The sequence below is a fragment of the Sulfitobacter sp. W027 genome (genome assembly GCF_025143985.1).
GTDB lineage: Bacteria > Pseudomonadota > Alphaproteobacteria > Rhodobacterales > Rhodobacteraceae > Sulfitobacter.
Genome location: NZ_CP083564.1, coordinates 3,147,945 through 3,169,853, shown reverse-complemented (window position 1 = coordinate 3,169,853; position 21,909 = coordinate 3,147,945). Strand labels below are relative to the sequence as shown.

Below are 21,909 nucleotides of genomic sequence, written 5' to 3'. Positions count from 1 at the left end.
ATCAAGCGGAAAATTGACCCCGCCTCCGATTAATTAATCGTCGTCGTCCGTGGCCACATCGGCCAGATCGTCCAGCGGTACTGTATCGTCGTCGTCATCGTCGTCATCAAGGATATCATCGTCCAGATCGACATCGACTTCATCATCGTCATCAACCAAGGATTCGTCATCAACCTTGTCGCCCTTCTTGGCCTTGGCCGTGACCGCATCCTCGGCATCCGCCGCGATCATGCGTGACTTGGAATTGTCGACTTCGACCTCTTCGCCCGTGTAGGGGCTGATGATCGGATTCTTATTGAGGTCATAGAAGCGCTTGCCCGTAGTGGGGCACAGGCGCTTGGTTCCCCATTCTTCATTGGGCATGGAACACCCCTTTGTGAAATTGCTGTTGCGTGTAGATGATTCCGGCCAAGTGCCATATGAGGGGGGCACTGTCAAAGGCTTTGGCCACAATGTAGGGACGTTGCTCCGGTAATGAAAGACCCTGTGCTGCCCGGCAACCCGCCGATTCCACTGATCCTGCGCCGTTCGGCGCGTGCCCGACGCATTTCTTTGCGCATTTCGCAACTGGATGGGCGGGTGACCCTGACCATGCCCAAACGCTTGGCTGAACGTGAGGCACTGGCCTTTGCCGAGACCAAGCAGGACTGGATTCGCCAGCATCTCGCCGCGCGGGGCGAAGACGTGATTGTGGGGCCGGGGGCAGAACTGCCGGTGGGCGGCAAGCTGCTGCGGGTGCGCGGCGGGGAGGGGAGGGGCGTGCGGATCGGCCCGGAAGAAATTCTCGTGCCCGGTCCGGAAGAGAGCACTGGCAAACGTCTGGCAGCACATCTGCGCGAAGTGGCCCGCGACCGCCTTGCCGGGGCCTGTGACGACTATGCCGCGCTGCTGGGGAGGCCCTATGCCCGCATTACCCTGCGCGACACGCGCTCACGCTGGGGGTCCTGCAGCAGCGATGGGGGGCTGATGTTCTCTTGGCGGCTGATCATGACCCCGCCCGAGGTGCTGGACTACGTCGCTGCCCATGAGGTCGCGCATCTGGCGCAGATGAACCATTCGCCCGCCTTCTGGGCCGAGGTCACGCGGATTTACGGTGATTATCAGGCCCCCCGTCAATGGTTGCGCGACCATGGTGGCGGGCTGCACCGCTATCGGTTTTAGGGAAGGGCCGCAAAGCGCGCTTTCAGCAGCGCTTCGGCATATTCATCCTCGGCTGTGCTGTCATGCACCACGCCGCCACCGACATTCAGCCGCAGCCGCCCATCGGCATGGCAGGTGGCCGTGCGGATCGCCACGTTGAACTGCATGGCTCCCGTGGGGGCGATCCAGCCCACCGCGCCGCAATAGGCATCGCGGGGGGCAGGCTCTAACGCGCGCAGGATCTGCATGGCGCGAATCTTAGGCGCGCCGGTGATAGAGCCGCAGGGAAAGAGCGCGTGAAAGAAGTCGGCCAAACGCTTGCCCGGCAAAACCTGTGCCGTGATGCGAGAGGTCATCTGATGCAGGGTCTCATAGGTCTCGATCTCAAAAAGCTTCGGCACCTCGACGCTGCCCACCTCTGCAATCCTGCTGATGTCATTGCGCAGGAGGTCCACGATCATCAGGTTCTCGGCCATGTTCTTTTCCGACGCGGCAAGGTCGGCGCGCAGCTTGGCATCCTCATCAGCATCCAGCCCCCGTCGCGCGGTGCCCTTCATCGGGCGCGCGGTCAGATGCCCCTCGGCGGTCAGCGCAAAGAACAGCTCGGGCGAACGAGAGAGCAACACCGGGCCACCAAGATCGACAAAGGCCCCATGTTCCACCCTCTGGCGCTGGCGCAGCCAGGCATAAAGCGCGGCGGGCGTGCCGGTATAGCGCCCCTCCAAGCCGAAGGTCAGGTTGGCCTGATAGATATCCCCTGCGGTGATAAAGTCCTGCACCTGCGCAAAGGCGGCCTCATATTGGTCAAAGTCCCAGTCCGGTGTCAGCTCAGAAAGGCTTGCATCCCCCGCCGCGTCCGCGAAACGGTGCGCATCGGGTGCGTCAAACACCCCGAAGCGCAGCAGGGGCAGCCCGCGCTCCGCAGGCATCAGATCGCGCAGCTTGTTCGAGCCGAGGTACCCCAACTCATAACTCGCATAGCCCGCAAGCCATGCGCCGCCCGCCTGCGCCGCCTCAAGAGCTGCGAAGGCTGCGGGCACCTCTGCAGGGGTCTCGGCACTGATGATCCGCTGTGGTGCGCGAAAAGCCGTGCCGTTCCCCAAAGGGCCAGTGTCAAAGAGGACGCAAGGACCAGCCATCCCCGGCCCTAAAAATCCGCAGGCACGCGCATATCGCGCAGGGGGCGCACGATATCGATGGATTCTTGGTAGATCGGATGCGCTTTATAGGCGGCCAAAGCCTCGGCATCCGGGAATTCGGCATAGACGACCACATCCACATCCCCCGACAGCGCATCAACACGGGTGTTTTCGCAGATCTCGAAGGTTGTCGAATGCGGGATGTCGGCCAGTTTCCAAAGCCCTGTCACGATCGCAGGAATGTCTTTAGGGTCTTTGGCCGAGAAAAAGACCACGTGACGGATGAAATTTCGTTTGGTCAAGGTGCGTCTCCTTTGGCGGTTTGTTCCCCGATAAATTGCCGCAGGGTCCGGGACAACGGGTGATCGTGCTCTTGGCCGCAAAATGCCGCGCTTGACGGGTGGCTCATTTGTGATCACAACCGCTTCATGAACCTCAGCGCCCGCCCTGTCGAGGCCACACCACTGGCCCATGATCGTGTCTACCGCCGCATGCGTGCGCGGATCATGCACGGCGATCTGCCGCCCGGTCACGCGCTGACCCTGCGCGGCATCGGCAAGGAATATGAGGTCTCCATGACGCCCGCGCGCGAAGCCGTGCGGCGTTTGGCGGCAGAAGGCGCGCTGACGATGTCTGCCTCGGGACGCATCTCCACCCCCGAACTCAGCAACGAACGGATCGAAGAATTGGCCGCCCTCCGCGCGCTTCTGGAGGTCGAACTCGCCTCTCGTGCCTTGCCGCGCGCACATATGGCGCTGATCGAGCGGATGCAGACCATCAACACCAATATCGCCGAGGCCGTGGCCCACCGGGATGCTGTCAGCTATATCCGCACCAACCTCGAATTTCACCGCACGCTTTATCTGCGCGCTCAGGCCCCGGCGATGCTCGCCATGGCTGAGACGGTCTGGCTGCAGCTGGGCCCCACCATGCGCGCGCTTTATGGCCGCCTGCGCCGGACCGAGCCGCCGCATTTCCACCGGCTGATCATCGCCGCCCTGCGCGCCGGGGACGAACCGGGCCTGCGGCTGGCCGTGCGCTCCGATGTCACCCAAGGCCTGCGGATGCTGGCCAGCTAACAGCCGCCCCCTGCTCAACTCGCCGCACCCTTTTTGGGCGGCGCGGGAGGTTCGACCATCCAATGTGTGCCGGTTGATAGGATGCAACTCATTCCATCGGGCCGGCTTATCAGAATCGTGAAGCTGCCACTCTCTGCAGAGGCAAAGACTTCAATCAACGCGTTTGGGTTCTGAAGGCCCCGCGCAGAGAGGGTCTCGCCATAGGCGGTTTCCAGTTGGGCGGCGAGCCCCGCGCGCGGGGCGCAGGCCAAAGCCTGAGCCCAAGCCGGTGGTCCGGTGCAGGCCATGCCAAAGAGCAGAGCGGCGGTGAGAATACGTTTATACATGACAGACTCCTTTGTGATACAAACAAGGGCGTCTGGCGGCACAGGGGTGTCGCAGACGCCCTGTACTATAAATATCGGGTGCGTGGAGGCCGTTTGCAAATCACACCGGCTCACTTATGCGGCGCTTGACAGGCGCGCGGCAGAGGCGCATCTACGCTTCATGGAAAAGACCTGCTTCACATCAGTCTATTATCCCCGCTCCTAAACGGCGCGGCACCTAATCCCATATCCACAAGCCGCCACAGCGCGGCTTTGCTTGTCTCCCTGTGGCGATCACAGAAAGACACGACATGCCCCCCATTCGCCCCGTTCATAAATCCGACCTGCCAATGGTGCTTGATCTAACCCATGCGCTGGCCGCCTACCATGGCGACACCGCCACACTCACGCTGGCCGCACTGGAGCGAGACTGCCTCGGGCCATCCCCCTGGCTGACCCTTTTGGTGGCCGAAGGCGCGACCGGGCTGCGCGGCTATGCTGCGCTCTGCCCGCAAATGCAGTTGCAATTCGGCGCAAGAGGGATGGACCTGCACCATCTCTTCGTCTGCGACACAGCGCGGGGGCGCGGCATCGGCAAAGCACTGGTGGAAGCCGCACTGGAGCACGCCAAGGCGCAGGGCTGCAGCTATGTGACCGTGGGCACAGATACAAAAAACCGGCGCGCGCAGGGTTTCTACCGCGCCGCCGGTTTCGATCAAATCACGCTTGATCCGCGCTTTCGGCGGCGGCTGGCTTAAGCTGCCAGTCCTTTTCGTCCCATCTCAAGGAACTTGGTCCGGCGCTCTTTGACCAAAGTCTTGCCGTCCTTACCGTCGAGTTCCTTGAGCATGGCTTCGATCGATTTGCCTACCGCCTTGATTGACTCTTCGGCATGACGATGCGCGCCGCCCATCGGTTCGGGAATGATCCGGTCAATGACACCAAGGGTCTTCAGCTCATTCGCCGTCAAACGCATCTGCTCAGCCGCTTCGCGCATCTTCTCGCTGTCTTTCCACAGGATCGACGCACAGCCTTCGGGCGTGATCACCGAATAAACCGAATGTTCCAGCATCGCGACGCGGTTCGCCGTGGCAAAAGCCACCGCCCCGCCAGAGCCGCCTTCGCCAACGATCACACTGATCAGGGGTACACCGATCTGCAGACATTTTTCCGTCGAGCGGGCAATCGCCTCAGACTGGCCACGCTCCTCCGCGCCCTTGCCGGGATAGGCACCGGGCGTGTCGACGATGGTGACCACAGGCAGGTTAAACTTATCCGCCAGTTCCATCAAACGCACCGCCTTGCGATAGCCCTCAGGCCGCGCCATGCCGAAATTGCGCTCGATCCGGCTCTTGGTGTCATTGCCCTTCTCATGGCCAATCACCACCACCGGCGTATCGTGAAACCGCGCCAGCCCGCCCATGACGGCCAGATCATCTGCGAAATTCCGGTCGCCCGCCAGGGGCGTGAATTCCGTGAAAAGAGCCTCAATATAGTCTTTGCAATGCGGCCGCTCTGGATGACGCGCCACCTGACATTTGCGCCAAGGCGTCAATGAGCCATAAAGGTCTTCGAGCATCCCCGCGGCTTTTTTATCCAGCGCGCGGGCCTCATCGGTGATGTCCATTTCTTCGTTGGACCGGGCCAGCGCCCGCAGCTCTTCCGCCTTGCCTTCGATCTCGGCCAGCGGTTTTTCGAAATCCAAATATTGGGTCATTGCATGCTCCGGCTTGTTGCCCTGTTATATGGAGCGCAACGCGCCGGTTTGCAACGCGGGTTTGAAAGGCAGGCAGGCCCACGCCCTTACCTCTTCATCCTTTCTCAAATACCCGCGGGGGTCCGGGGGCAGGGCCCCCGGCGATCTGCCGCAGGCGCTTAGCTCCCGGCGATCATCTCGGACTGCCGCACAACAACCTCAGCCTGTTTGATGCTGGCGATGTCCACCAGACGCCCCTTGTAAACGGTCGCCCCTTCGCCCTTCGCCTTGGCCTCTTCCATCGCCGCCAGAATCTCCCGCGCCTCGGTCACGGCCTCTTCGGAAGGGGTGAAAACCTCGTTGCTCAGCGCCACCTGTTTGGGGTGGATCGCCCATTTGCCCACCATCCCCAAGGTGGCCGAGCGCCGCGCCTGTGCCCGGAAACCTTCGTCATCAGAGAAATCGCCAAAGGGCCCGTCAACCGGCAGCACGCCATGGGTGCGGCAGGCGGCGACGATGGCGGCCTGCGCCCAGTGCCACGGGTCCGACCAATGCTTTTGCTCACCGCGCTGCATATAGTAGTTTTCCTGCGTGCCGCCGATGCCGGTGGTCTGCATCCCCATCGAGGCGGCGAAATCCGCGGCCCCCAGCGACATCGCTTGCAGGCGTGGCGAAGCGGCGGCGATCTCTTCCACATGGGCGATGCCCGCCGCGGATTCGATGATCACCTCAAAACTGATCTTCTTCTCGCGGCCCTTGGCGGTTTCCACCGCGGTGACCAGCGCATCCACCGCATAGACATCCGCCGCACAGCCGACCTTCGGGATCATGATCTGATCAAGGCGCGGCCCGGCCTGTTCCAGCAGCTCCACCACGTCACGATACCAATAGGGCGTGTCCAACCCGTTGATCCGGACCGAAAGCGTCTTCATGCCCCAGTCGATCTCCGAGATTGCCTTGATGATATTGGCGCGCGCGCTGTCCTTGTCCGAAGGTGCCACGCTGTCTTCGAGGTCGAGGTTGATCACATCGGCATCCGAAGCTGCCATCTTTTCAAAGATCGCCGGACGGGAGCCGGGGCCGAACAATTGGCAGCGGTTCGGGCGAGCAGGGGCGGCAGGCTGAATGCGGAAGCTCATGGGGCACCTATAGGTAATAAAGTTTCATCATGTGTCTTCATTCTGGTATGAAATTGCGCCGTCAATCGCAAGGAGGTTTTCGCAGTCGCAGCATTTCGATGATTTTTGTGGCCTCACGGCGCAGCGCACGAATTTTGCGCAGCCAGCGGTAATTTGCGGGAAATGCTGCGCATTTGTATGCAGATGCGTCGACAACGCCACGCACTTGCGTATTCTCGCGCGCAATATGCGGACAAATTCAATGCCGGAGGCCTGCCATGATCAAAACCCCTTATCTGCTGTTTTTGGGCGACGCGCCCGATGCCCTGTCTGCCAAGGTTGCCCAAGGCATCAAAGACTGGCGCCCCGACAACGCGGTCGGCCAGTTCCGCATGGACGGCTGCAAGGCCGATCTCGGTCTGCAAGACATGACTTTGGCCGAAGCGCGTGATGCAGGGGCAGAGACTTTGGTCATTGGCGTCGCTAATCGCGGCGGCAAAATAAGCGCGGCATGGAAAGAGGTGCTGATTGAGGCGTCGAACATGGGTTTCGATATCGCATCGGGACTGCACAACCTTTTGCGCGATGAGGCCGATCTTGTTGCGGCAAGCGCAGCCAACGGCACCACCCTGCATGACGTGCGCGTGCCGAGCGTGGAATACCCCATCGCCGACGGTAAAAAACGAAGCGGCAAGCGGGTCTTGGCCGTGGGTACCGATTGCTCGGTCGGCAAGATGTACACGGCCTTGGCACTGGATGATGCGATGCGCGAAAAGGGCATGAAAAGCACCTTCCGCGCCACGGGCCAAACCGGCATCCTGATCACCGGCGAAGGCGTGCCGCTGGACGCCGTGATCGCCGATTTCATGGCCGGGTCAGTGGAATATCTCACCCCCGCCAATGACGATGACCATTGGGACATCATCGAAGGGCAGGGCAGCCTGTTCCACGTCTCCTACTCAGGCGTGACCATGGCGCTAATCCACGGCGGCCAGCCCGACGCGCTGATCCTCTGCCATGAGCCGACCCGGACCCATATGCGCGGCCTGCCGGACTATTCCCTGCCCAGCTTGGAAGCGGTGCGCGACATGGCGTTGACGCTGGCAAAGGTGGCGAACGCCGCCTGTCAGGTCGTCGGCATTTCGATCAACACCTACCACATGTCCGAAGCCGAGGCGGATGCCTATCTGGCCGAGGTCGAAGAACGTCTTGGCCTGCCTGCGGTCGATCCCTTCCGTCAGGGTGCTGCACGACTGGCCGATGCGCTGGCGGCGCTGTGACCATGCAGATTGACGTTACCGCAGACACATTCAAACTGGCGCAGGTCTTTACCATCAGCCGCGGTTCGCGGATCGAGGCCAAAGTTCTGACCGTCCGCATCACCGATGGCGGCGTGACCGGCTGGGGCGAATGCGTGCCCTATGCCCGCTATGACGAAACCCTCGAATCGGTCACGGCTGAGATTAACGGCCTGCCGGGCGATATCACCCGCCAAGCGCTCTATGATCTGCTGCCTGCCGGGGCCGCACGCAACGCGGTCGACTGCGCGCTATGGGATCTGGAGGCCAAACGCGCAGGCAAGCGGGTTTGGGAATTGGCCGGGCTGACCGCGCCGGGGCCAGAAATCACGGCCTATACTCTATCGCTGGACGCGCCCGAGGCGATGCGTGCGCAGGCGGCGAAGCACAGCCATCGGCCACTGTTGAAGATCAAACTGGGTACGCCCGACGACATGCCCCGGCTCGAAGCGGTGCGCGCCGGTGCGCCCGATGCCACCATCATCATCGACGCCAATGAGGGCTGGTCGGCTGAGGTCTATGCCGATCTCGCCCCGCATCTGCTCCGTCTAGGTGTGGCGCTGGTAGAGCAACCTTTGCCCGCAGGGGACGACGACGCGCTTTTGGGTATGGATCGCCCCGTGCCCGTCTGCGCGGATGAAAGCTGCCATGACCGCGCCAGCCTGGGGGGCCTCAAGGGCAAATACGATGTGATGAACATCAAGCTCGACAAGACCGGCGGGCTGACCGAAGCGCTGGCCCTGCGCGATGCGGCACTTGCCGAAGGCTTCGACGTGATGGTCGGCTGCATGGTCGGATCGTCGCTGGCGATGGCCCCCGCGACGCTTGTCGCCCAAGGCGCGAAGGTCGTGGACCTTGACGGCCCGCTGCTTCTGGCCGAAGACCGCGAGAATGCATTGAAATTCGACGGCGCGGGCGTGCATCCCCCCGTGGCCGCGCTTTGGGGGTGACCATGAGAACTGTCTATGTAAACGGCGAATATCTGCCCGAGGATCAGGCCAAGATCTCGATCTTCGACCGGGGATTCCTGATGGCCGATGGGGTCTATGAGGTGACGAGCGTGCTGGATGGCAAGCTTATCGCTTTTGACGGCCATGCCGAACGGCTGACGCGCTCGATGAACGAGCTCGACATGCGCGCGCCGGCGACCACCGAAGAACTGCTGGAAATTCACCGCGAGTTGGTGCGTCTCAACGACATCAAAGACGGGTTGATCTATCTTCAGGTCACGCGCGGGTCGGATGGTGACCGCGATTTCGCCTTCCCCGATCCCGAGACCACCGCGCCCTCGCTGGTGCTGTTCACCCAGTCGAAACCGGGCCTTGCCGACAACCCTGCCGCCCGTGACGGCATCCGCGTGATCAGTATCGAAGACATCCGCTGGGGCCGTCGCGACATTAAAACGGTGCAGCTTCTCTACCCATCGATGGGTAAGATGATGGCCAAGAAAGCCGGTGTCGAAGACGCGTGGATGGTCGAAGACGGTTTCGTCACCGAAGGCACCTCGAACAACGCCTATATCGTGAAAGACGGCAAGATCGTCACCCGCGAGACCTCCAGCGACATCCTGCACGGCATCACCCGCAAGGCGGTGCTGGAACTGGCCCGTGAAGCGCAGATGCAGGTGGAGGAGCGGAACTTTACCATCGAAGAGGCACAGCAGGCGGATGAAGCGTTCGTGACCTCCGCCAGCGCTTTCGTGACGCCGGTGATAGAGATCGACGGGGCCAAGATCGGCAGCGGCACGCCGGGCAAGCTCGCTCCGCGTCTGCGCGAAATCTATCTCGAAGAGATGCGCAAAACCGCGATCTGACGGTCAGAACCGCGACAAAACCAGCCCCGCCGCCACCAGCGCGGCGGCGGCAATGCGGGTGGGGGTGATGGCCTGCACCGTCAGGCCCAAAAGCCCGGTCGCATCAATCACCAGTGCTGCGCTCAACTGGCCGAGGATCAGCGCCGAGATCACCGTCAGCGCTCCCAGCGTCGGGATCGCCCAGAGCACAGACCAGACGTAGAACGCGCCCAGCACCCCGCCCAGCAGCAAGACCGGCGAGGCCGAGGCCGCGCGGGGCAGGGCGCCCAACTCGCCTCGCAGCAGCAACACCGCCAGCAGGATCGCAAAACCGACGCCAAAAGATACCGCCGCCGCAGCCACACCGCTGCCGATGTTGCGGCCCAAGGCGGCGTTGATCGGCGTTTGCAAGGCCACGGCGGCCCCGGCGATGGCGACGACGATAAGGGCGAGGATGGGGGTGTTCATGGCGGCTCCGCTCTGCTTGGCCCCAGCATGAGAGATGTCCCGCCGGGTGCAAGGGCTTTCGCAGCGAGCGCCCGCGCGGCTAGACTGGCGCAAAGAGGAGGCCGCAATGCGCAGAGAGATTGATCGAGCAGAGATGGAAGCCTTCGTGGGCCGTGAATTGGGCGTCTCGCCGTGGTTCATGATGGATCAGGCGCGAATCGACGCTTTTGCCGATGTGACCGAAGATCATCAGTTTATTCATGTGGATCCCGTCCGCGCAGCAGAAACCGATTTCGGTGGCACCGTGGCGCATGGGATGCTGACACTGTCGATGATGTCGGGCATGGCCTATGGCGCGCTGCCGGTGATGGCGGGGGCAAAGGCGTCGATCAACTACGGGTTCGATAGCGTGCGTTTCATCGCGCCTGTGCATTCCGGCAAACGGATCCGGGGGCGGTTTACTTTGGCCGAAGCGCAGACGCGGGGGCGGGGCGATCTGATGACGCGCTTTGCTGCGACGGTTGAGATTGAAGGCGCAGAGCGGCCCGCGCTCAAGGCAGATTGGCTTGTGCTTTATCAGTTCTAGGCCAAGCTATTGGGTCGGTTGGCGCCTGGGATAGTGGCTAATGCGGGCGCACAGGGTAGCACGCCCGCTTTGCGGTCTTACTCACGCCGCGCGTTATGCAGGCGGTTCAACCTTTCCCGACATTCTCTTCGAACGCTGTCTTGAACGCTTCTTTCTGGCTGTCCTTGGCTTCGGTCTGATAGTTGGCTTTCCACTCGTCCATGGTCATCCCGTAGAATAACTCGCGCGCTTCTTCTTTGCCCATATCGATGCCGCGCTCGTTTGCGGCTTCTTGATACCAGCGCGACAGGCAGTTGCGGCAGAACCCGGCGAGGTTCATCATGTCGATGTTCTGCACATCGGTCCGGTCTTCCATCAGGTGTTTTTGCAACCGGCGAAAGGCAGCGGCTTGGAGTTCGATCTCTTGTTGGCTGGGCATGACAGCTTCCTTCTCATATCACTGGACGGCACCGCGATGGACCGTCATTCTGATGAAACCTTTGACAGGCACTCATGGGGGCGCTAGGCCACCGGATAGGCAATGTTATCGTTAACATTCGCCGTGGGGACATAGGACACGAAGGAACAGATATGAGACGTTTGCGCAATGTAAAGATCGTGGCCACACTCGGGCCGGCCTCAGAAACCCGAGAGGTGATCGCCGCATTGCACAACGCCGGTGCGGATGTTTTTCGGCTCAACATGAGCCACGGCAGCCATGAAGAAATTCGTGAAAAGCACCGGATCATCCGCGATATCGAGAAAGAGACCGGCGGCGCGATCGGCATTCTGGCTGACCTTCAGGGGCCAAAACTGCGTGTAGGGGTCTTTGAAGGCGACGGGCCGACCTTGGAAGAGGGGGCGACTTTCCGGCTCGACCTTGATGAGACGCCGGGCGATATGAACCGTGTCTGCCTGCCCCATCCTGAGATTTTCGCAGCCCTTGAACCGGGCGCGAGCCTTTTGGTCAACGACGGCAAGATCCGTCTCAAGGTGCGCGACTGTGGCCCTGACTTCGCCAATTGCGAGGTTGTGACCGGCGGCGTGATCTCGAACCGCAAGGGCGTGAACGTGCCTGACGTGCTGCTGCCGCTGGCCGCCCTGTCCGAGAAAGACCGGGCTGATCTAGAATTCGTCTGCGAGTTGGGTGTTGATTGGCTCGCCCTCAGCTTTGTCCAGCGGCCCGAAGATGTGACCGAGGCACGTGATCTGGTCAAAGGCCGGGCGGCGATCCTGTCGAAGATCGAAAAGCCTTCCGCCGTGGAGCGGTTCGAGGCCATATTGGAGGTCAGCGATGGCATCATGGTGGCGCGCGGCGATCTGGGCGTGGAACTGCCCGTGCAGAACGTGCCGCCGATCCAAAAGCGTCTGGTGCGCAAATGTCGTGCGGCGGCCAAGCCGGTGATCGTGGCGACACAGATGCTCGAATCGATGATCGAAAGCCCGATGCCGACCCGCGCCGAGGTGTCGGACGTGGCCACTGCGATCTATGAAGGCGCGGATGCGGTGATGCTGAGCGCGGAATCAGCCGCCGGTGATTATCCGTTAGAAGCCGTGGCGACGATGGACAATGTTGCCCAAGAGGTTGAGGCCGATCCAACCTATACGCAGATCATTGAATCTTCGCGCACAGCCGAACGCACCACCGTGGCAGACGGCATTGTCGCCGCCGCACGCGAGATTGCGGAGACAACGGATATCAAGGCGATCTGCTGCTTTACCCAGTCGGGCACCACCGCGCTGTTAACCGCACGCGAACGGCCCCGTGTGCCGATCATCGCACTGTCTCCGCTGGTGAACACCGCCCGTCGTCTGGCGCTCAGCTGGGGGACGAATTGCATCATCACCGATGGGCATGACCGGTTTAAACTCGCGGTCCTCAGCGCGGCGCGGGCGGCACTGTCTGAGGGGTACGCGGGTCCTGAGGATCACATCGTGGTGACCGCCGGTGTGCCCTTCAACGTGCCGGGCAGCACCAACATCCTGCGCGTGGCCCCCTGCGACGAACGTTTGATTTACGCAGCCGATCCGGAGTAACCTCTTTCCCAGATAGGGGAGGGTGGAATGAATTCTGATCTGGCTCTGGTCTTTGGCATCGTTCTGGCAGCGCTGTCGATACCCTCCATCCTTTCTGCGGTGACAGATCGAAGGTCGCCGCGGGTCTCGGCCCTCGCGATCCTGATTGCCGGGGCGCTGATCCTTTACGCGATCAACAAAAGGCCCGGCGGCTATGCCTTTGCCGATGTGCCGAATGTCTTCGTCTCAGTCGCAGCGAAACTACTGCCCTGAGGGCGCGCCAAAACCTCTTGCATCCGCTCCCGACCCCGCCTATACGGCGCATCTTAGCCTGCACGACCGGCCGAAAGTGGCATGCCGAGTCGTGTTTATACCGAACTCAAAAGACGGAGACGGAAATGCCCAAGATGAAGACGAAATCGAGCGCCAAAAAGCGCTTTAAGGTCTCGGCGACTGGTAAGGTCATCGGCAGCCAAGCTGGCAAACAGCACGGCATGATCAAGCGGACCAACAAGTTCATCCGTAACGCACGCGGCACGACAACTTTGTCCGAGCCCGATGCAAAGATCATCAAGGGCTTCATGCCCTACGCCCGCTGATATAGGAGAGCCGAGATGTCCCGAGTAAAAGGTGGTACAGTCACCCACGCGCGTCACAAGAAGATCATTAAAGCCGCAAAAGGCTACTATGGTCGGCGCAAAAACGTCTTCAAGGTCGCCACACAGGCGGTCGACAAGGCCAACCAATATGCAACGCGTGACCGCAAGAACCGCAAGCGCAACTTCCGCGCCCTGTGGATTCAGCGGATCAACGCCGCCGTGCGCAGCCACGACGAAGCACTGACATACAGCCGCTTCATCAACGGTCTGTCGCTGGCCGGTATCGAAGTGGACCGTAAGGTTCTGGCCGATCTGGCCGTGCATGAGCCCGAAGCCTTTGGCGCGATCGTCAAGCAGGCACAGGACGCACTGGCAGCCTAAGCTGACTTTGCACTGAATTCGCGAAAGCCCCGCCCCACGGCGGGGCTTTTTGCGTTTCGGGCAGTGGCAAAAGGCCTGACAACAGGCACCTCAAGGAAATGTCATCGAACCACCCCGTCGCCCATCTGTTGTGCCTGCAGGACACATTCAGGAAGGATGACACTCAATGACAATTTCCCTACGCCACCTACTGACCGGCGCTGCGATTGGCGCACTGGTTCCCGCAACAGCTTTTGCTGAAGCGCATGCCGATAAAGACAAGGTCGTTCTGCAAGCACAGACGCAGGAGTTCATCGACAGTCTTAAAGGTTCGACCCCCATCAACGAACTGTCTCCCGAAGAGGCTCGGCAGGTTTTGATCGACACGCAGACCAAGGCGGATGTCGAGATGCCCGAGGCTTCGGTCGAAAAGATGACACTGGAAATCGGCCCCACCGGCCAGACCGATGTGGTAGTGGTAAAGCCCGCGAATGCCGGTGACGAAGCTTTGCCCGCCGTGCTTTACTTCCACGGTGGCGGCTGGATTCTGGGCAACTTTACGACCCATGAACGGATGATCCGCGATTTGGCAAATCAGACAGGCGCGGCCTATGTCTTTGTCGATTACGCTCCGGCGCCGGAACAGAAACACCCGGTTCAGCTTGAGCAGGACTTCGCAGTGCTGAAACATGTGGCCGAGAATGCGGCAGACTTCGGGATCGATGCCAACCAGCTAGCTCTGGCAGGTGATTCCGTTGGCGGCCAGATGGTCGCAGTCGTCGCGCAAATGGCCAAAGAACAGGGCGGTCCGGAGTTGGATGCGCTGGCGATGATCTATCCGGTCACCACCGCTGATCTGAGCAGCGGCTCTTACCAAGAGTTTGCGGATGGCCCGTGGCTGACGAAAGCCTCGATGGAGTGGTTCTGGAACGCCTATCTGCCCGAGGACGCGGATCCGGCGGACCCAATGATCTCGCCGTTGAATTATGACAGCGCAGCGCTTGCCGATCTGCCGCCTTCGCTGGTGATTACTGGTGCCAACGACGTATTGCGCGACGAAGGGGAAGCATTCGCCGCCAAACTGATCGAGGCCGGGGTGGAGACCGAAGGTACGCGCTATGACTTTTCTATCCATGACTTCGCTATGCTCAACCCCATCTCGGGCACTCCTGCACCTGAAGCAGCGATTGAGCAGGTGTCAGGTTTCTTGAAGGATCACTTTACCAAGTGATCCTCGCGTCAATGACATGTGAAAGCTCCGCCGCTCGGCGGGGCTTTTTACCGTTCAGGGTCTCAGCCCACGCAGAGGGTCGGTCTTAATCTTGCCCTAATAAACCCTTGCCACGGTCACGCCCCTTCCTCAGCCGTTAGACAATATGCCTCATCGACGGGTCACTGTGCAGAGCCTCTGCACAGGTGCCGCAGCAATTGGTGCTGTCAGTCTGCAGGATATTTATAAAGGGTGGGGATATTCATGCCCGGGATTACTATTAATAGATTGGGTGAGGATCCGCATGAGACGGTGCATGGGATCCGCGATGATACCAGTTCACGCGGCGTTGATCTGGAAGGCGCGAAGGTCACATTGATCTATGCGGATGGAACTTCCGAAACACTCACTTGGCATGCGACGGACCCTTACACCAACGGCGCGGCAGTTGGCGATGATACGCAGATGTCCTTTGGCTATGACTGGCACCAGCTGGAGACGACCAAGCCGTTGGCTTCAATGGAGATTGACCTTCAGCCTGCCAGTTCCGTTTTTGACACCACCCGCACGTCGGACGACGATCCGAACGGCGGCTCCACCCCCAGTTCGCTTGAGGGGTTTCCCTTTCGATTGGGGGAGGAATCTCAGGATTTGGCTGGTGACCTTGAAGTCACCTATTCCGGTATCGTTAATCTGGCAGGCAGCCCGCCTGCCGGGGATCTTTTCACCACGATGACCGTTGATTTCTCAGGTCTGCCCGAAGGAGGATTGCTGGGAAGTCTGAGATGGAATTCTGACATCGATACAATGCGCGAGAAGGGCGATCTGGTCTCGGCGAGTGTGGCCTGTTTCACGCGGGGCACGTTGATCACCACGGCACTGGGGGACTTGCCGGTTGAGACCTTAGGCCCCGGCGCGCGGGTGTTGACCCAAGGCAGCGGCTATCAAGAGCTTGTCACGGCGCTCCGACGCTCAATCGAGGCGTCGGAACTGGCGAAGAACCCCAAACTCTTCCCCATCCGGATCACTGCCGGTTCATTGGGCGCGGGCCTGCCCAAACGCGACCTTATGGTCTCGCGTCAGCACCGCATGCTTGCGCGGTCCGGTATCGTAAAGCGGATGTGTGGCGCCATGGCGGTACTGGTCGCCGCGATCCGCCTGACCGAACTGCCGGGGGTCTACGTTGAGGATAAGGTCGCGCGGGTGGAGTATTTTCACCTGATCTTCAAAAAGCATGAAGTCATCTACGCCGAAGGTGCGCCGACCGAGAGTTTCTTGCTGAACGCGGAGACGGTGCAAACCATCGGCCACGCGCAGCGCGAAGAGTTTGCCGCGCTCTTTCCGGCCGCTGTAGGGAACGACGGTTTCGGCACCCCTGCGTATCAAGTCCCCTCAGGGGGCCTACAAAGGCGCTTGATTGAAAAGCACAAAAGGAATGGACGGATGCTTTTATCCGTCTAGCGTGTCGGGGTCATAAGGGTTGTGGCTGCTCGGCGTCAGGCTGATGCCGTCTTGTGCTGCCCTATGCGATATTGCCTCTTCCGTTCGGCCCAGTTGCACGGCGATCACGCCGGTCGCTGTGCCCTCTGCCGCTAAAATGCGAAGCTGGTCGAGGTCGGCCTCATTCCACGGTGCGCCGGTACTGCGGTCGTAGTCTGCCATGTCAGGGGCTCCTTCCAAGGGGCAAACGCGGCGAAGCCATCGACGGTTCCTCAGATGGAAGAGGGGGCACAGTGCTGCGCCCCCTTGATTCCGTTATTTCAGCAAAGCCAGCATCTCTTTCGCCGCTTCTTCCGAAGAGGCGGGGTTCTGGCCGGTGACCAGCTTGCCGTCGACCAGCACGTAAGACGCCCAATCGTCGCCTTTGCTATACTCGCCGCCGTTCTTCTTCAGCATATCCTCAACCAAGAAAGGCACCACATCGGTAAGGCCAACGCCCTCTTCCTCGGTGTTGGTAAAGCCGGTGACGCGCTTGCCGGAAACCAGCGGTTTGCCGTCATGTTCGGTGTCTTTGAACACGGCAGGCGCATGGCAGACTGCACCAACAGGGCGGTCGGAAGCCCAGAAAGTTTCGATTAGGCGCTTGCTGTCAGCGTCATTGGCGAGATCCCACAGCGGGCCGTGGCCGCCGGGGTAGAAGATTGCATCGAAACTCTCGGCGTCAACATCGCCCAGCACTTTGGTCGAGGCGAGCGCTTTCTGTGCGGCGTCATCGTCTTTGAACCGGCGTGTCGCGTCAGTCTGGGCGTCGTCGCTGTCGCTGTTGGGGTCGAGCGGCGGCTGGCCGCCCTTGGGCGAGGCGAGGGTCACATCGGCGCCCGCGTCCTTGAAGACGTAGTAGGGTGCGGCAAACTCTTCGAGCCAGAAGCCGGTCTTCTTGCCGGTGTCGCCCAGTTCGTCATGCGATGTCAGAACCATCAGGATTTTCATAGTCTCTCCTTTCGGGGGAGTTTGAGCGCGCCGCTACCGTGTGGGCGCGCCGGGGGATGCGGGCTAACGCTTGGCAGAGGTGGTGGTTCCCCCATGCCGTCACAACCCCTACGGCTTGCATTCGCAAGGCGGGAGGGCTAGCAGGACGGGGTATTATTCCAAGGGCCTGTCATGGACGATCTGAAGCAAAAGTACCTGAGCCAAATCGCCGATGCCGGTGACGAATCCGCATTGGAAGACATCCGGCTGGCTGCCGTCGGCAAGAAGGGCGAGGTCGCGCTGAAGATGCGCGAGCTGGGCAAGATGACCCCCGAAGAGCGGCAGGTCGCCGGGCCTGCGCTGAACGCGCTGAAGGATGAAATCAACTCTGCACTTGCCGCCAAGAAGGCAGCACTTGGCGATGCTGCGCTGGACGAGCGTCTGCGCAGCGAATGGCTCGACGTGACCCTGCCGACGCGGCACCAGCGTCAGGGCAGCATCCACCCGGTCAGCCAAGTCACCGAAGAGCTGACCGCGATCTTTGCCGAGATGGGTTTTTCCGTCGCCGAAGGCCCGCGCATCGACACCGATTGGTACAACTTCGACGCGCTGAACATCCCCGGCCACCACCCCGCGCGGGCCGAGATGGACACGTTCTATATGGCCCGTGCCGAGGGCGACGACCGCGCCCCCCACGTGCTGCGCACCCACACCTCGCCCGTGCAGATCCGCACGATGGAGGCCGAAGGCGCGCCCCTGCGCATCATCTGCCCCGGCGGTGTGTATCGCGCTGACTATGACCAGACCCACACGCCGATGTTCCATCAGGTCGAAGGTCTGGCGATCGACAAGGATATCTCGATGGCGAACCTGAAATGGGTGCTGGAGGAATTCTTCTCGGCCTTCTTCGAGATCGACGGCATCAAGACCCGCTTCCGCGCCTCGCATTTCCCCTTCACCGAGCCTTCGGCCGAGGTCGACATCCAGTGTTCCTGGGTCGATGGCCAGCTGCGCATCGGCGAGGGCGACGGCTGGATGGAGGTACTGGGCTCCGGCATGGTGCACCCCAAGGTGCTGGCCGCGGGCGGGATCGACCCCGACAAATGGCAGGGCTTTGCCTTCGGCATGGGGATCGACCGGATCGCGATGCTGAAATACGGGATTCCGGACCTGCGGGCGTTCTTTGATTCAGACCTGCGCTGGCTGCGGCACTATGGGTTCGCGAGCTTGGATCAGCCGAATTTGCATGGTGGGTTGTCGCGGTGAGTGAAGAAACGCTGAACTTGCTCAAGGTCTTCACGCCAGTTCTGCTTGGCATTCTAACGATCGTCGGCGGCTTTGTTCTGTATGGTCGTCAAAAATCTTTGGATCGAAAGAATGAAATACTGCAGGAAAGGCGACAATTGTATCGGAAGTTTGTCGGGCTCGCTCAACAGTTGCAGACCCATAGATTGACGGGTTCCGAAGCTGCAGCGAAGACTGATTACCCAAAGTTCAAGATAGTACTCGCAGAGTTAATGGTGACGGCTCCGGATCATGTCGTCAAACCTCTTCAAGAGCTTGATCGCAATATAGCTGCCCTGCTTTCAAAGCGCTTTGGGGGAAACCCTAAGACTGATCATTTTGGGGTCGAGAACAGTGAAGCCGACCTTGCTGCAACTGTGTCAGCTAGCTTCAATGAGGCCGTATCAGAGATGCGCCTTGACAGCTTTTCAGACTCCCAATTTTCGAAAGCTTTTTTTGACCAAATTCTCAACGCAAGTATTGCAGTTGTAGGAGCAAGAATCCGATGAAATTCACCCTCTCCTGGCTCAAGGACCATCTCGACACCACGGCGTCGATTGATGAGATCACCTATGCCCTGACCGACCTCGGCCTCGAGGTCGAAGGCGTCGAGAACCCGGCGGCGAAACTGGCCGACTTCACCCTCGGCTATGTGCAATCGGCCGAGAAGCACCCCGATGCCGACCGGCTGAACGTCTGTCAGGTGGAAACCGACGAAGACGTCATGCAGATCATCTGCGGCGCGCCCAATGCGCGGGCGGGCATCACCGTCGTCGTGGCCAAGCCGGGCGTCTATGTGCCGGGGATCGACACCACCATCGGCGTCGGCAAAATCCGCGGTGTTGAGAGCTTTGGCATGATGGCCTCCGAGCGCGAGATGGAGCTGAGCGAGGAGCACGACGGCATCATCGAGCTGCCCTCGGGCAAGCCCGGTGACCGTTTCATTGACTGGCTGGCCGAGAACGATCCCGCCAAGGTCGACCCGGTGATCGAGATCGCCATCACCCCCAACCGCCCCGACGCCCTCGGCGTGCGCGGTATTGCGCGCGACCTTGCCGCGCGCGGGCTGGGCACGCTCAAGCCGCGCGATTGCGATGCGGTGGCGGGCAGCTTTGCCTCGCCGATCAGCGTCAGCATCGACGAGGACACGCTCGACGGCTGCCCGGTGTTCTATGGCCGCGTGATCAAGGGCGTGAAGAACGGCCCCAGCCCGGCGTGGCTGCAAGATTGCCTGCGCGCCATCGGGCTGCGTCCGATCTCGTTCCTCGTTGATGTGACCAACTTCTTCACTTTCGACCGCAACCGCCCGCTGCACGTCTTTGACGCCGATAAGGTCAAAGGCAACCTGCGCGTCCACCGTGCCAAGGGCGGCGAAGAGATCGTGGCGCTGGATGAAAAGACCTACAGCCTGCAGGAAGGCCAGATGGTCATCTCCGACGACAGCGGCGTGGAAAGCATCGCGGGCATCATGGGTGGCGAAGCCACAGGCGTGACCGAAGACACGGTGAATGTCTTTGTCGAGAGCGCCTATTGGGACCCGGTGCAGATCGCCTATGCGGGCCGCGCGCTCAAGATCAACTCGGACGCGCGCTACCGCTTTGAGCGCGGCGTCGACCCGGCCTTCACGCCTTATGGCATCGAACACGCCACGCGGATGATCTTGGATCACGCGGGCGGCGAGGCGTCTGAGGTTGTGGTTGCAGGCCAAGTGCCCGACACCCGCCGCGCTTACAAGCTGGACGCGGCTAAGGTGCAATCGCTGGTCGGCATGACGATCCCCGAAAGCGACCAGCGCCAGACGCTGACCGCGCTTGGTTTCCAACTCGACGGTGACATGGCGCAGGTGCCAAGCTGGCGTCCCGATGTGCAGGGCGAGGCCGATCTGGTCGAGGAAGTCGCGCGGATAGCTTCCCTGACGCAACTTCAGGGCAAGCCCCTGCCCCGCCTGACAACAGGCGTGCCGCGCCCTGTGCTCTCGCCCATGCAGCGCCGCGTCGTGACCGCACGGCGCACGGCGGCGGCGCTCGGCTACAACGAATGCGTGACCTATAGCTTCATTGATCAGGCCTCTGCCGCGCTGTTTGGTGGTGGCACGGATGAGACGCGCCTCGAAAACCCGATCTCGTCGGACATGAGCCACATGCGCCCCGATCTGCTGCCCGGTCTGCTGCAAGCTGCCGCCCGCAATCAGGCGCGCGGCTTTGCCGATATGGCGCTGTTTGAGGTCGGCCCTGCTTTCTCAGGCGGTGAGCCGGGCGAGGAGCAGATGATGGTCTCGGGCCTGCTGGTAGGCCGCACCGGTCCACGCGACGTGCATGGTGCTGCGCGGGCGGTGGATGTGTTCGACGCCAAGGCCGATGCCGAAGCCGTGCTCGCGGCCATAGGCGCGCCCGCCAAGGTGCAGATCCTGCGCGGCGCGGAAGAGTGGTGGCATCCGGGCCGTCACGGCAAAATCTGCCTTGGCCCGAAAAAGGTGCTCGGGGTCTTTGGCGAAGTGCACCCGCGTGTGCTGGCGGCGATGGATGTCAAAGGCCCTGCGATGGCCTTTACCATCTATCCTGCCGAAGTGCCCCTGCCGCGCAAATCCGGTGCCACGCGCCCTGCCTTGCAGATCAGCGACCTCCAGGCGGTCGAGCGTGACTTCGCCTTTGTCGTGGATGCCGATGTCGAGGCGCTGGCACTGGTGAATGCCGCCAAGGGCGCCGACAAGGCTTTGATCGAAGACGTGCGCGTCTTTGACGAGTTCATCGGTGGCAGCCTTGGCGAAGGCAAGAAATCCCTTGCCATCACGGTGCGCTTGCAGCCCTCTGACAAGACGCTGAAAGATGCCGACATCGAAGCCGTGGGGGCCAAGGTGGTCGAGAAAGTGACCAAGGCCACTGGCGGCGTGCTGCGCGGCTGAACGAAAGGACGGAAGCGATGAAAGTCTATCTCTCCGGTGAAATCCACACCGACTGGCGCGAACAGATCATCACGGGGGCCGAAGGGCTCGACGTGAGTTTCACAGCACCCGTCACCGACCACGCCGCCAGCGACGATTGCGGCGTGGCCATCCTTGGGGCCGAGGACGACAAGTTCTGGCACGACCGCAAGGGCGCGCAGATCAACGCGATCCGCACCCGCAAGGCGATTGCCGAGGCGGATGTGGTCGTGGTGCGCTTTGGCGAGCAGTACAAACAGTGGAACGCGGCCTTCGACGCGGGCTATGCGGCGGCGCTTGGCAAGTCGCTGATCATCCTGCACGGGGCCGATCACGCCCATGCGCTCAAGGAAGTAGATGCTGCCGCGCTGGCCGTGGCCTCTGAACCCGCTCAAGTGGTCGAGATCCTGCGCTATGTGCTGACGGGCGCGCTGCCGAGGTAGGCCCGCAGCGGGGCTAGCCGCCTTAAAATTTAACATTTATTAACGCTTAGTAAGCGAATCGATTCGGCAGCGTAGTGGACGCCGCTGCT

Annotated in this window: 27 protein-coding genes; 17 read left to right on the top strand and 10 right to left on the bottom strand. The window is 61.2% G+C overall.

The genetic code is table 11. The annotated features are described in order from the left end of the window. Positions 1-33: 33 nt before the first annotated feature. On the bottom strand, positions 34-363 hold the full coding sequence (locus K3759_RS15585) for a TIGR02300 family protein (RefSeq protein WP_259983158.1): 330 nt from the start codon (positions 361-363) through the stop codon (positions 34-36). A gap of 111 nt (positions 364-474) precedes the next feature. On the opposite strand from K3759_RS15585, the gene K3759_RS15580 reads away from it, so the two are divergent. Then, positions 475-1,161 carry a M48 family metallopeptidase gene (locus K3759_RS15580; protein WP_259983155.1) on the top strand — a complete coding sequence of 229 codons (687 nt, stop codon included), beginning with the start codon at positions 475-477 and terminating at the stop codon, positions 1,159-1,161. On the opposite strand, the gene K3759_RS15575 is transcribed toward K3759_RS15580, so the two are convergent. Both K3759_RS15575 and K3759_RS15570 read right to left on the bottom strand, forming a co-directional pair. Beyond that, positions 1,158-2,279 carry an aminodeoxychorismate synthase component I gene (locus tag K3759_RS15575; protein ID WP_259983153.1) on the bottom strand — a complete coding sequence of 374 codons (1,122 nt, stop codon included), beginning with the start codon at positions 2,277-2,279 and terminating at the stop codon, positions 1,158-1,160. The genes K3759_RS15580 and K3759_RS15575 overlap by 4 nt on opposite strands. Before the next feature lie 8 nt (positions 2,280-2,287). After that, on the bottom strand, positions 2,288-2,581 hold the full coding sequence (locus K3759_RS15570) for a Dabb family protein (RefSeq protein WP_259983152.1): 294 nt from the start codon (positions 2,579-2,581) through the stop codon (positions 2,288-2,290). A gap of 126 nt (positions 2,582-2,707) precedes the next feature. Between K3759_RS15570 and K3759_RS15565 the strand changes: the two genes are divergently transcribed. Continuing rightward, positions 2,708-3,358 (top strand): GntR family transcriptional regulator, encoded by a 651-nt coding sequence (locus tag K3759_RS15565; RefSeq protein ID WP_259983151.1) that lies wholly within the window; start codon positions 2,708-2,710, stop codon positions 3,356-3,358. Between the two features lie 14 nt (positions 3,359-3,372). Here the strand turns inward: K3759_RS15565 and K3759_RS15560 are convergent, their stop codons facing one another. Next, the gene (locus K3759_RS15560; RefSeq protein WP_259983150.1) at positions 3,373-3,684 is read right to left on the bottom strand and encodes a hypothetical protein; all 312 of its coding nucleotides are present in this window, start codon (positions 3,682-3,684) and stop codon (positions 3,373-3,375) included. A 290-nt stretch (positions 3,685-3,974) separates the two neighbouring features. Between K3759_RS15560 and K3759_RS15555 the strand changes: the two genes are divergently transcribed. Further along, positions 3,975-4,421: a GNAT family N-acetyltransferase gene (locus K3759_RS15555; protein WP_259983149.1), complete on the top strand. Its 447-nt coding sequence runs from the start codon at positions 3,975-3,977 to the stop codon at positions 4,419-4,421. Here the strand turns inward: K3759_RS15555 and K3759_RS15550 are convergent. Further along, positions 4,418-5,380: an acetyl-CoA carboxylase carboxyltransferase subunit alpha gene (locus tag K3759_RS15550; protein ID WP_259983148.1), complete on the bottom strand. Its 963-nt coding sequence runs from the start codon at positions 5,378-5,380 to the stop codon at positions 4,418-4,420. The two genes, K3759_RS15555 and K3759_RS15550, sit on opposite strands and share 4 nt — an antisense overlap. Positions 5,381-5,538: 158 nt before the next feature. Continuing rightward, the gene (locus tag K3759_RS15545; protein ID WP_259983146.1) at positions 5,539-6,498 is read right to left on the bottom strand and encodes an L-malyl-CoA/beta-methylmalyl-CoA lyase; all 960 of its coding nucleotides are present in this window, start codon (positions 6,496-6,498) and stop codon (positions 5,539-5,541) included. Between the two features lie 257 nt (positions 6,499-6,755). On the opposite strand from K3759_RS15545, the gene dgcN reads away from it, so the two are divergent. Genes dgcN through K3759_RS15530 form a run of 3 tightly spaced genes read left to right on the top strand, consistent with a single transcriptional unit; the run spans position 6,756 to position 9,588 of the window. Continuing rightward, positions 6,756-7,757, top strand: a complete 1,002-nt coding sequence (gene dgcN / locus K3759_RS15540; protein WP_259983145.1) for an N-acetyltransferase DgcN — start codon at positions 6,756-6,758, stop codon at positions 7,755-7,757. 2 nt (positions 7,758-7,759) lie between these two features. Further along, positions 7,760-8,725 carry an N-acetyl-D-Glu racemase DgcA gene (gene dgcA / locus K3759_RS15535; protein ID WP_259983143.1) on the top strand — a complete coding sequence of 322 codons (966 nt, stop codon included), beginning with the start codon at positions 7,760-7,762 and terminating at the stop codon, positions 8,723-8,725. Between the two features lie 2 nt (positions 8,726-8,727). Further along, positions 8,728-9,588 (top strand): D-amino-acid transaminase, encoded by an 861-nt coding sequence (locus K3759_RS15530; RefSeq protein ID WP_259983141.1) that lies wholly within the window; start codon positions 8,728-8,730, stop codon positions 9,586-9,588. Between the two features lie 3 nt (positions 9,589-9,591). Here K3759_RS15530 and K3759_RS15525 read toward each other — a convergent pair whose 3' ends face one another. After that, on the bottom strand, positions 9,592-10,035 hold the full coding sequence (locus tag K3759_RS15525; protein WP_132443799.1) for a DMT family transporter: 444 nt from the start codon (positions 10,033-10,035) through the stop codon (positions 9,592-9,594). A gap of 106 nt (positions 10,036-10,141) precedes the next feature. On the opposite strand from K3759_RS15525, the gene K3759_RS15520 reads away from it, so the two are divergent. Continuing rightward, positions 10,142-10,600 (top strand): MaoC family dehydratase, encoded by a 459-nt coding sequence (locus tag K3759_RS15520; protein ID WP_259983140.1) that lies wholly within the window; start codon positions 10,142-10,144, stop codon positions 10,598-10,600. A gap of 106 nt (positions 10,601-10,706) precedes the next feature. On the opposite strand, the gene K3759_RS15515 is transcribed toward K3759_RS15520, so the two are convergent. Next, complete coding sequence (locus K3759_RS15515; protein WP_259983137.1) at positions 10,707-11,018, bottom strand: DUF1244 domain-containing protein; 312 nt, start codon at positions 11,016-11,018, stop codon at positions 10,707-10,709. Positions 11,019-11,170: 152 nt separating this feature from the next. On the opposite strand from K3759_RS15515, the gene pyk reads away from it, so the two are divergent. The 6 genes from pyk (at position 11,171) to K3759_RS15485 (ending at position 16,225) form a co-directional block, all read left to right on the top strand. Continuing rightward, positions 11,171-12,616, top strand: coding sequence for a pyruvate kinase (gene pyk / locus K3759_RS15510; protein WP_259983136.1), 1,446 nt, complete (start codon positions 11,171-11,173; stop codon positions 12,614-12,616). A gap of 27 nt (positions 12,617-12,643) precedes the next feature. Further along, positions 12,644-12,868 carry a hypothetical protein gene (locus K3759_RS15505; protein WP_259983135.1) on the top strand — a complete coding sequence of 75 codons (225 nt, stop codon included), beginning with the start codon at positions 12,644-12,646 and terminating at the stop codon, positions 12,866-12,868. A 125-nt stretch (positions 12,869-12,993) separates the two neighbouring features. Continuing rightward, positions 12,994-13,194: a 50S ribosomal protein L35 gene (rpmI, locus tag K3759_RS15500; protein ID WP_007118125.1), complete on the top strand. Its 201-nt coding sequence runs from the start codon at positions 12,994-12,996 to the stop codon at positions 13,192-13,194. A gap of 15 nt (positions 13,195-13,209) precedes the next feature. Beyond that, positions 13,210-13,575 (top strand): 50S ribosomal protein L20, encoded by a 366-nt coding sequence (rplT, locus tag K3759_RS15495; protein WP_007118124.1) that lies wholly within the window; start codon positions 13,210-13,212, stop codon positions 13,573-13,575. A gap of 166 nt (positions 13,576-13,741) precedes the next feature. Next, on the top strand, positions 13,742-14,785 hold the full coding sequence (locus K3759_RS15490; RefSeq protein ID WP_259983134.1) for an alpha/beta hydrolase: 1,044 nt from the start codon (positions 13,742-13,744) through the stop codon (positions 14,783-14,785). A 243-nt stretch (positions 14,786-15,028) separates the two neighbouring features. Next, positions 15,029-16,225: a Hint domain-containing protein gene (locus tag K3759_RS15485; RefSeq protein ID WP_259983133.1), complete on the top strand. Its 1,197-nt coding sequence runs from the start codon at positions 15,029-15,031 to the stop codon at positions 16,223-16,225. On the opposite strand, the gene K3759_RS15480 is transcribed toward K3759_RS15485, so the two are convergent. Next, on the bottom strand, positions 16,214-16,426 hold the full coding sequence (locus tag K3759_RS15480) for a hypothetical protein (RefSeq protein WP_259983132.1): 213 nt from the start codon (positions 16,424-16,426) through the stop codon (positions 16,214-16,216). The two genes, K3759_RS15485 and K3759_RS15480, sit on opposite strands and share 12 nt — an antisense overlap. 93 nt (positions 16,427-16,519) lie before the next feature. Continuing rightward, the gene (locus K3759_RS15475; protein ID WP_259983130.1) at positions 16,520-17,194 is read right to left on the bottom strand and encodes a type 1 glutamine amidotransferase domain-containing protein; all 675 of its coding nucleotides are present in this window, start codon (positions 17,192-17,194) and stop codon (positions 16,520-16,522) included. A gap of 171 nt (positions 17,195-17,365) precedes the next feature. Here K3759_RS15475 and pheS point away from each other — a divergent pair, with 171 nt between their 5' ends. From pheS to K3759_RS15455, 4 genes are read left to right on the top strand one after another with little or no spacing between them, the layout of a single operon-like run. Beyond that, positions 17,366-18,439, top strand: a complete 1,074-nt coding sequence (pheS, locus tag K3759_RS15470; RefSeq protein ID WP_259983129.1) for a phenylalanine--tRNA ligase subunit alpha — start codon at positions 17,366-17,368, stop codon at positions 18,437-18,439. Next, a complete protein-coding gene (locus K3759_RS15465) occupies positions 18,436-18,966 on the top strand; it encodes a hypothetical protein (RefSeq protein ID WP_259983128.1) in 531 nt (176 codons plus the stop codon). Before pheS ends, K3759_RS15465 begins: the two co-directional genes overlap by 4 nt. Further along, positions 18,963-21,359, top strand: a complete 2,397-nt coding sequence (gene pheT / locus K3759_RS15460; protein ID WP_259983126.1) for a phenylalanine--tRNA ligase subunit beta — start codon at positions 18,963-18,965, stop codon at positions 21,357-21,359. Before K3759_RS15465 ends, pheT begins: the two co-directional genes overlap by 4 nt. Positions 21,360-21,376: 17 nt before the next feature. Then, the gene (locus tag K3759_RS15455; RefSeq protein WP_259983125.1) at positions 21,377-21,820 is read left to right on the top strand and encodes a YtoQ family protein; all 444 of its coding nucleotides are present in this window, start codon (positions 21,377-21,379) and stop codon (positions 21,818-21,820) included. Positions 21,821-21,909 lie beyond the last annotated feature (89 nt).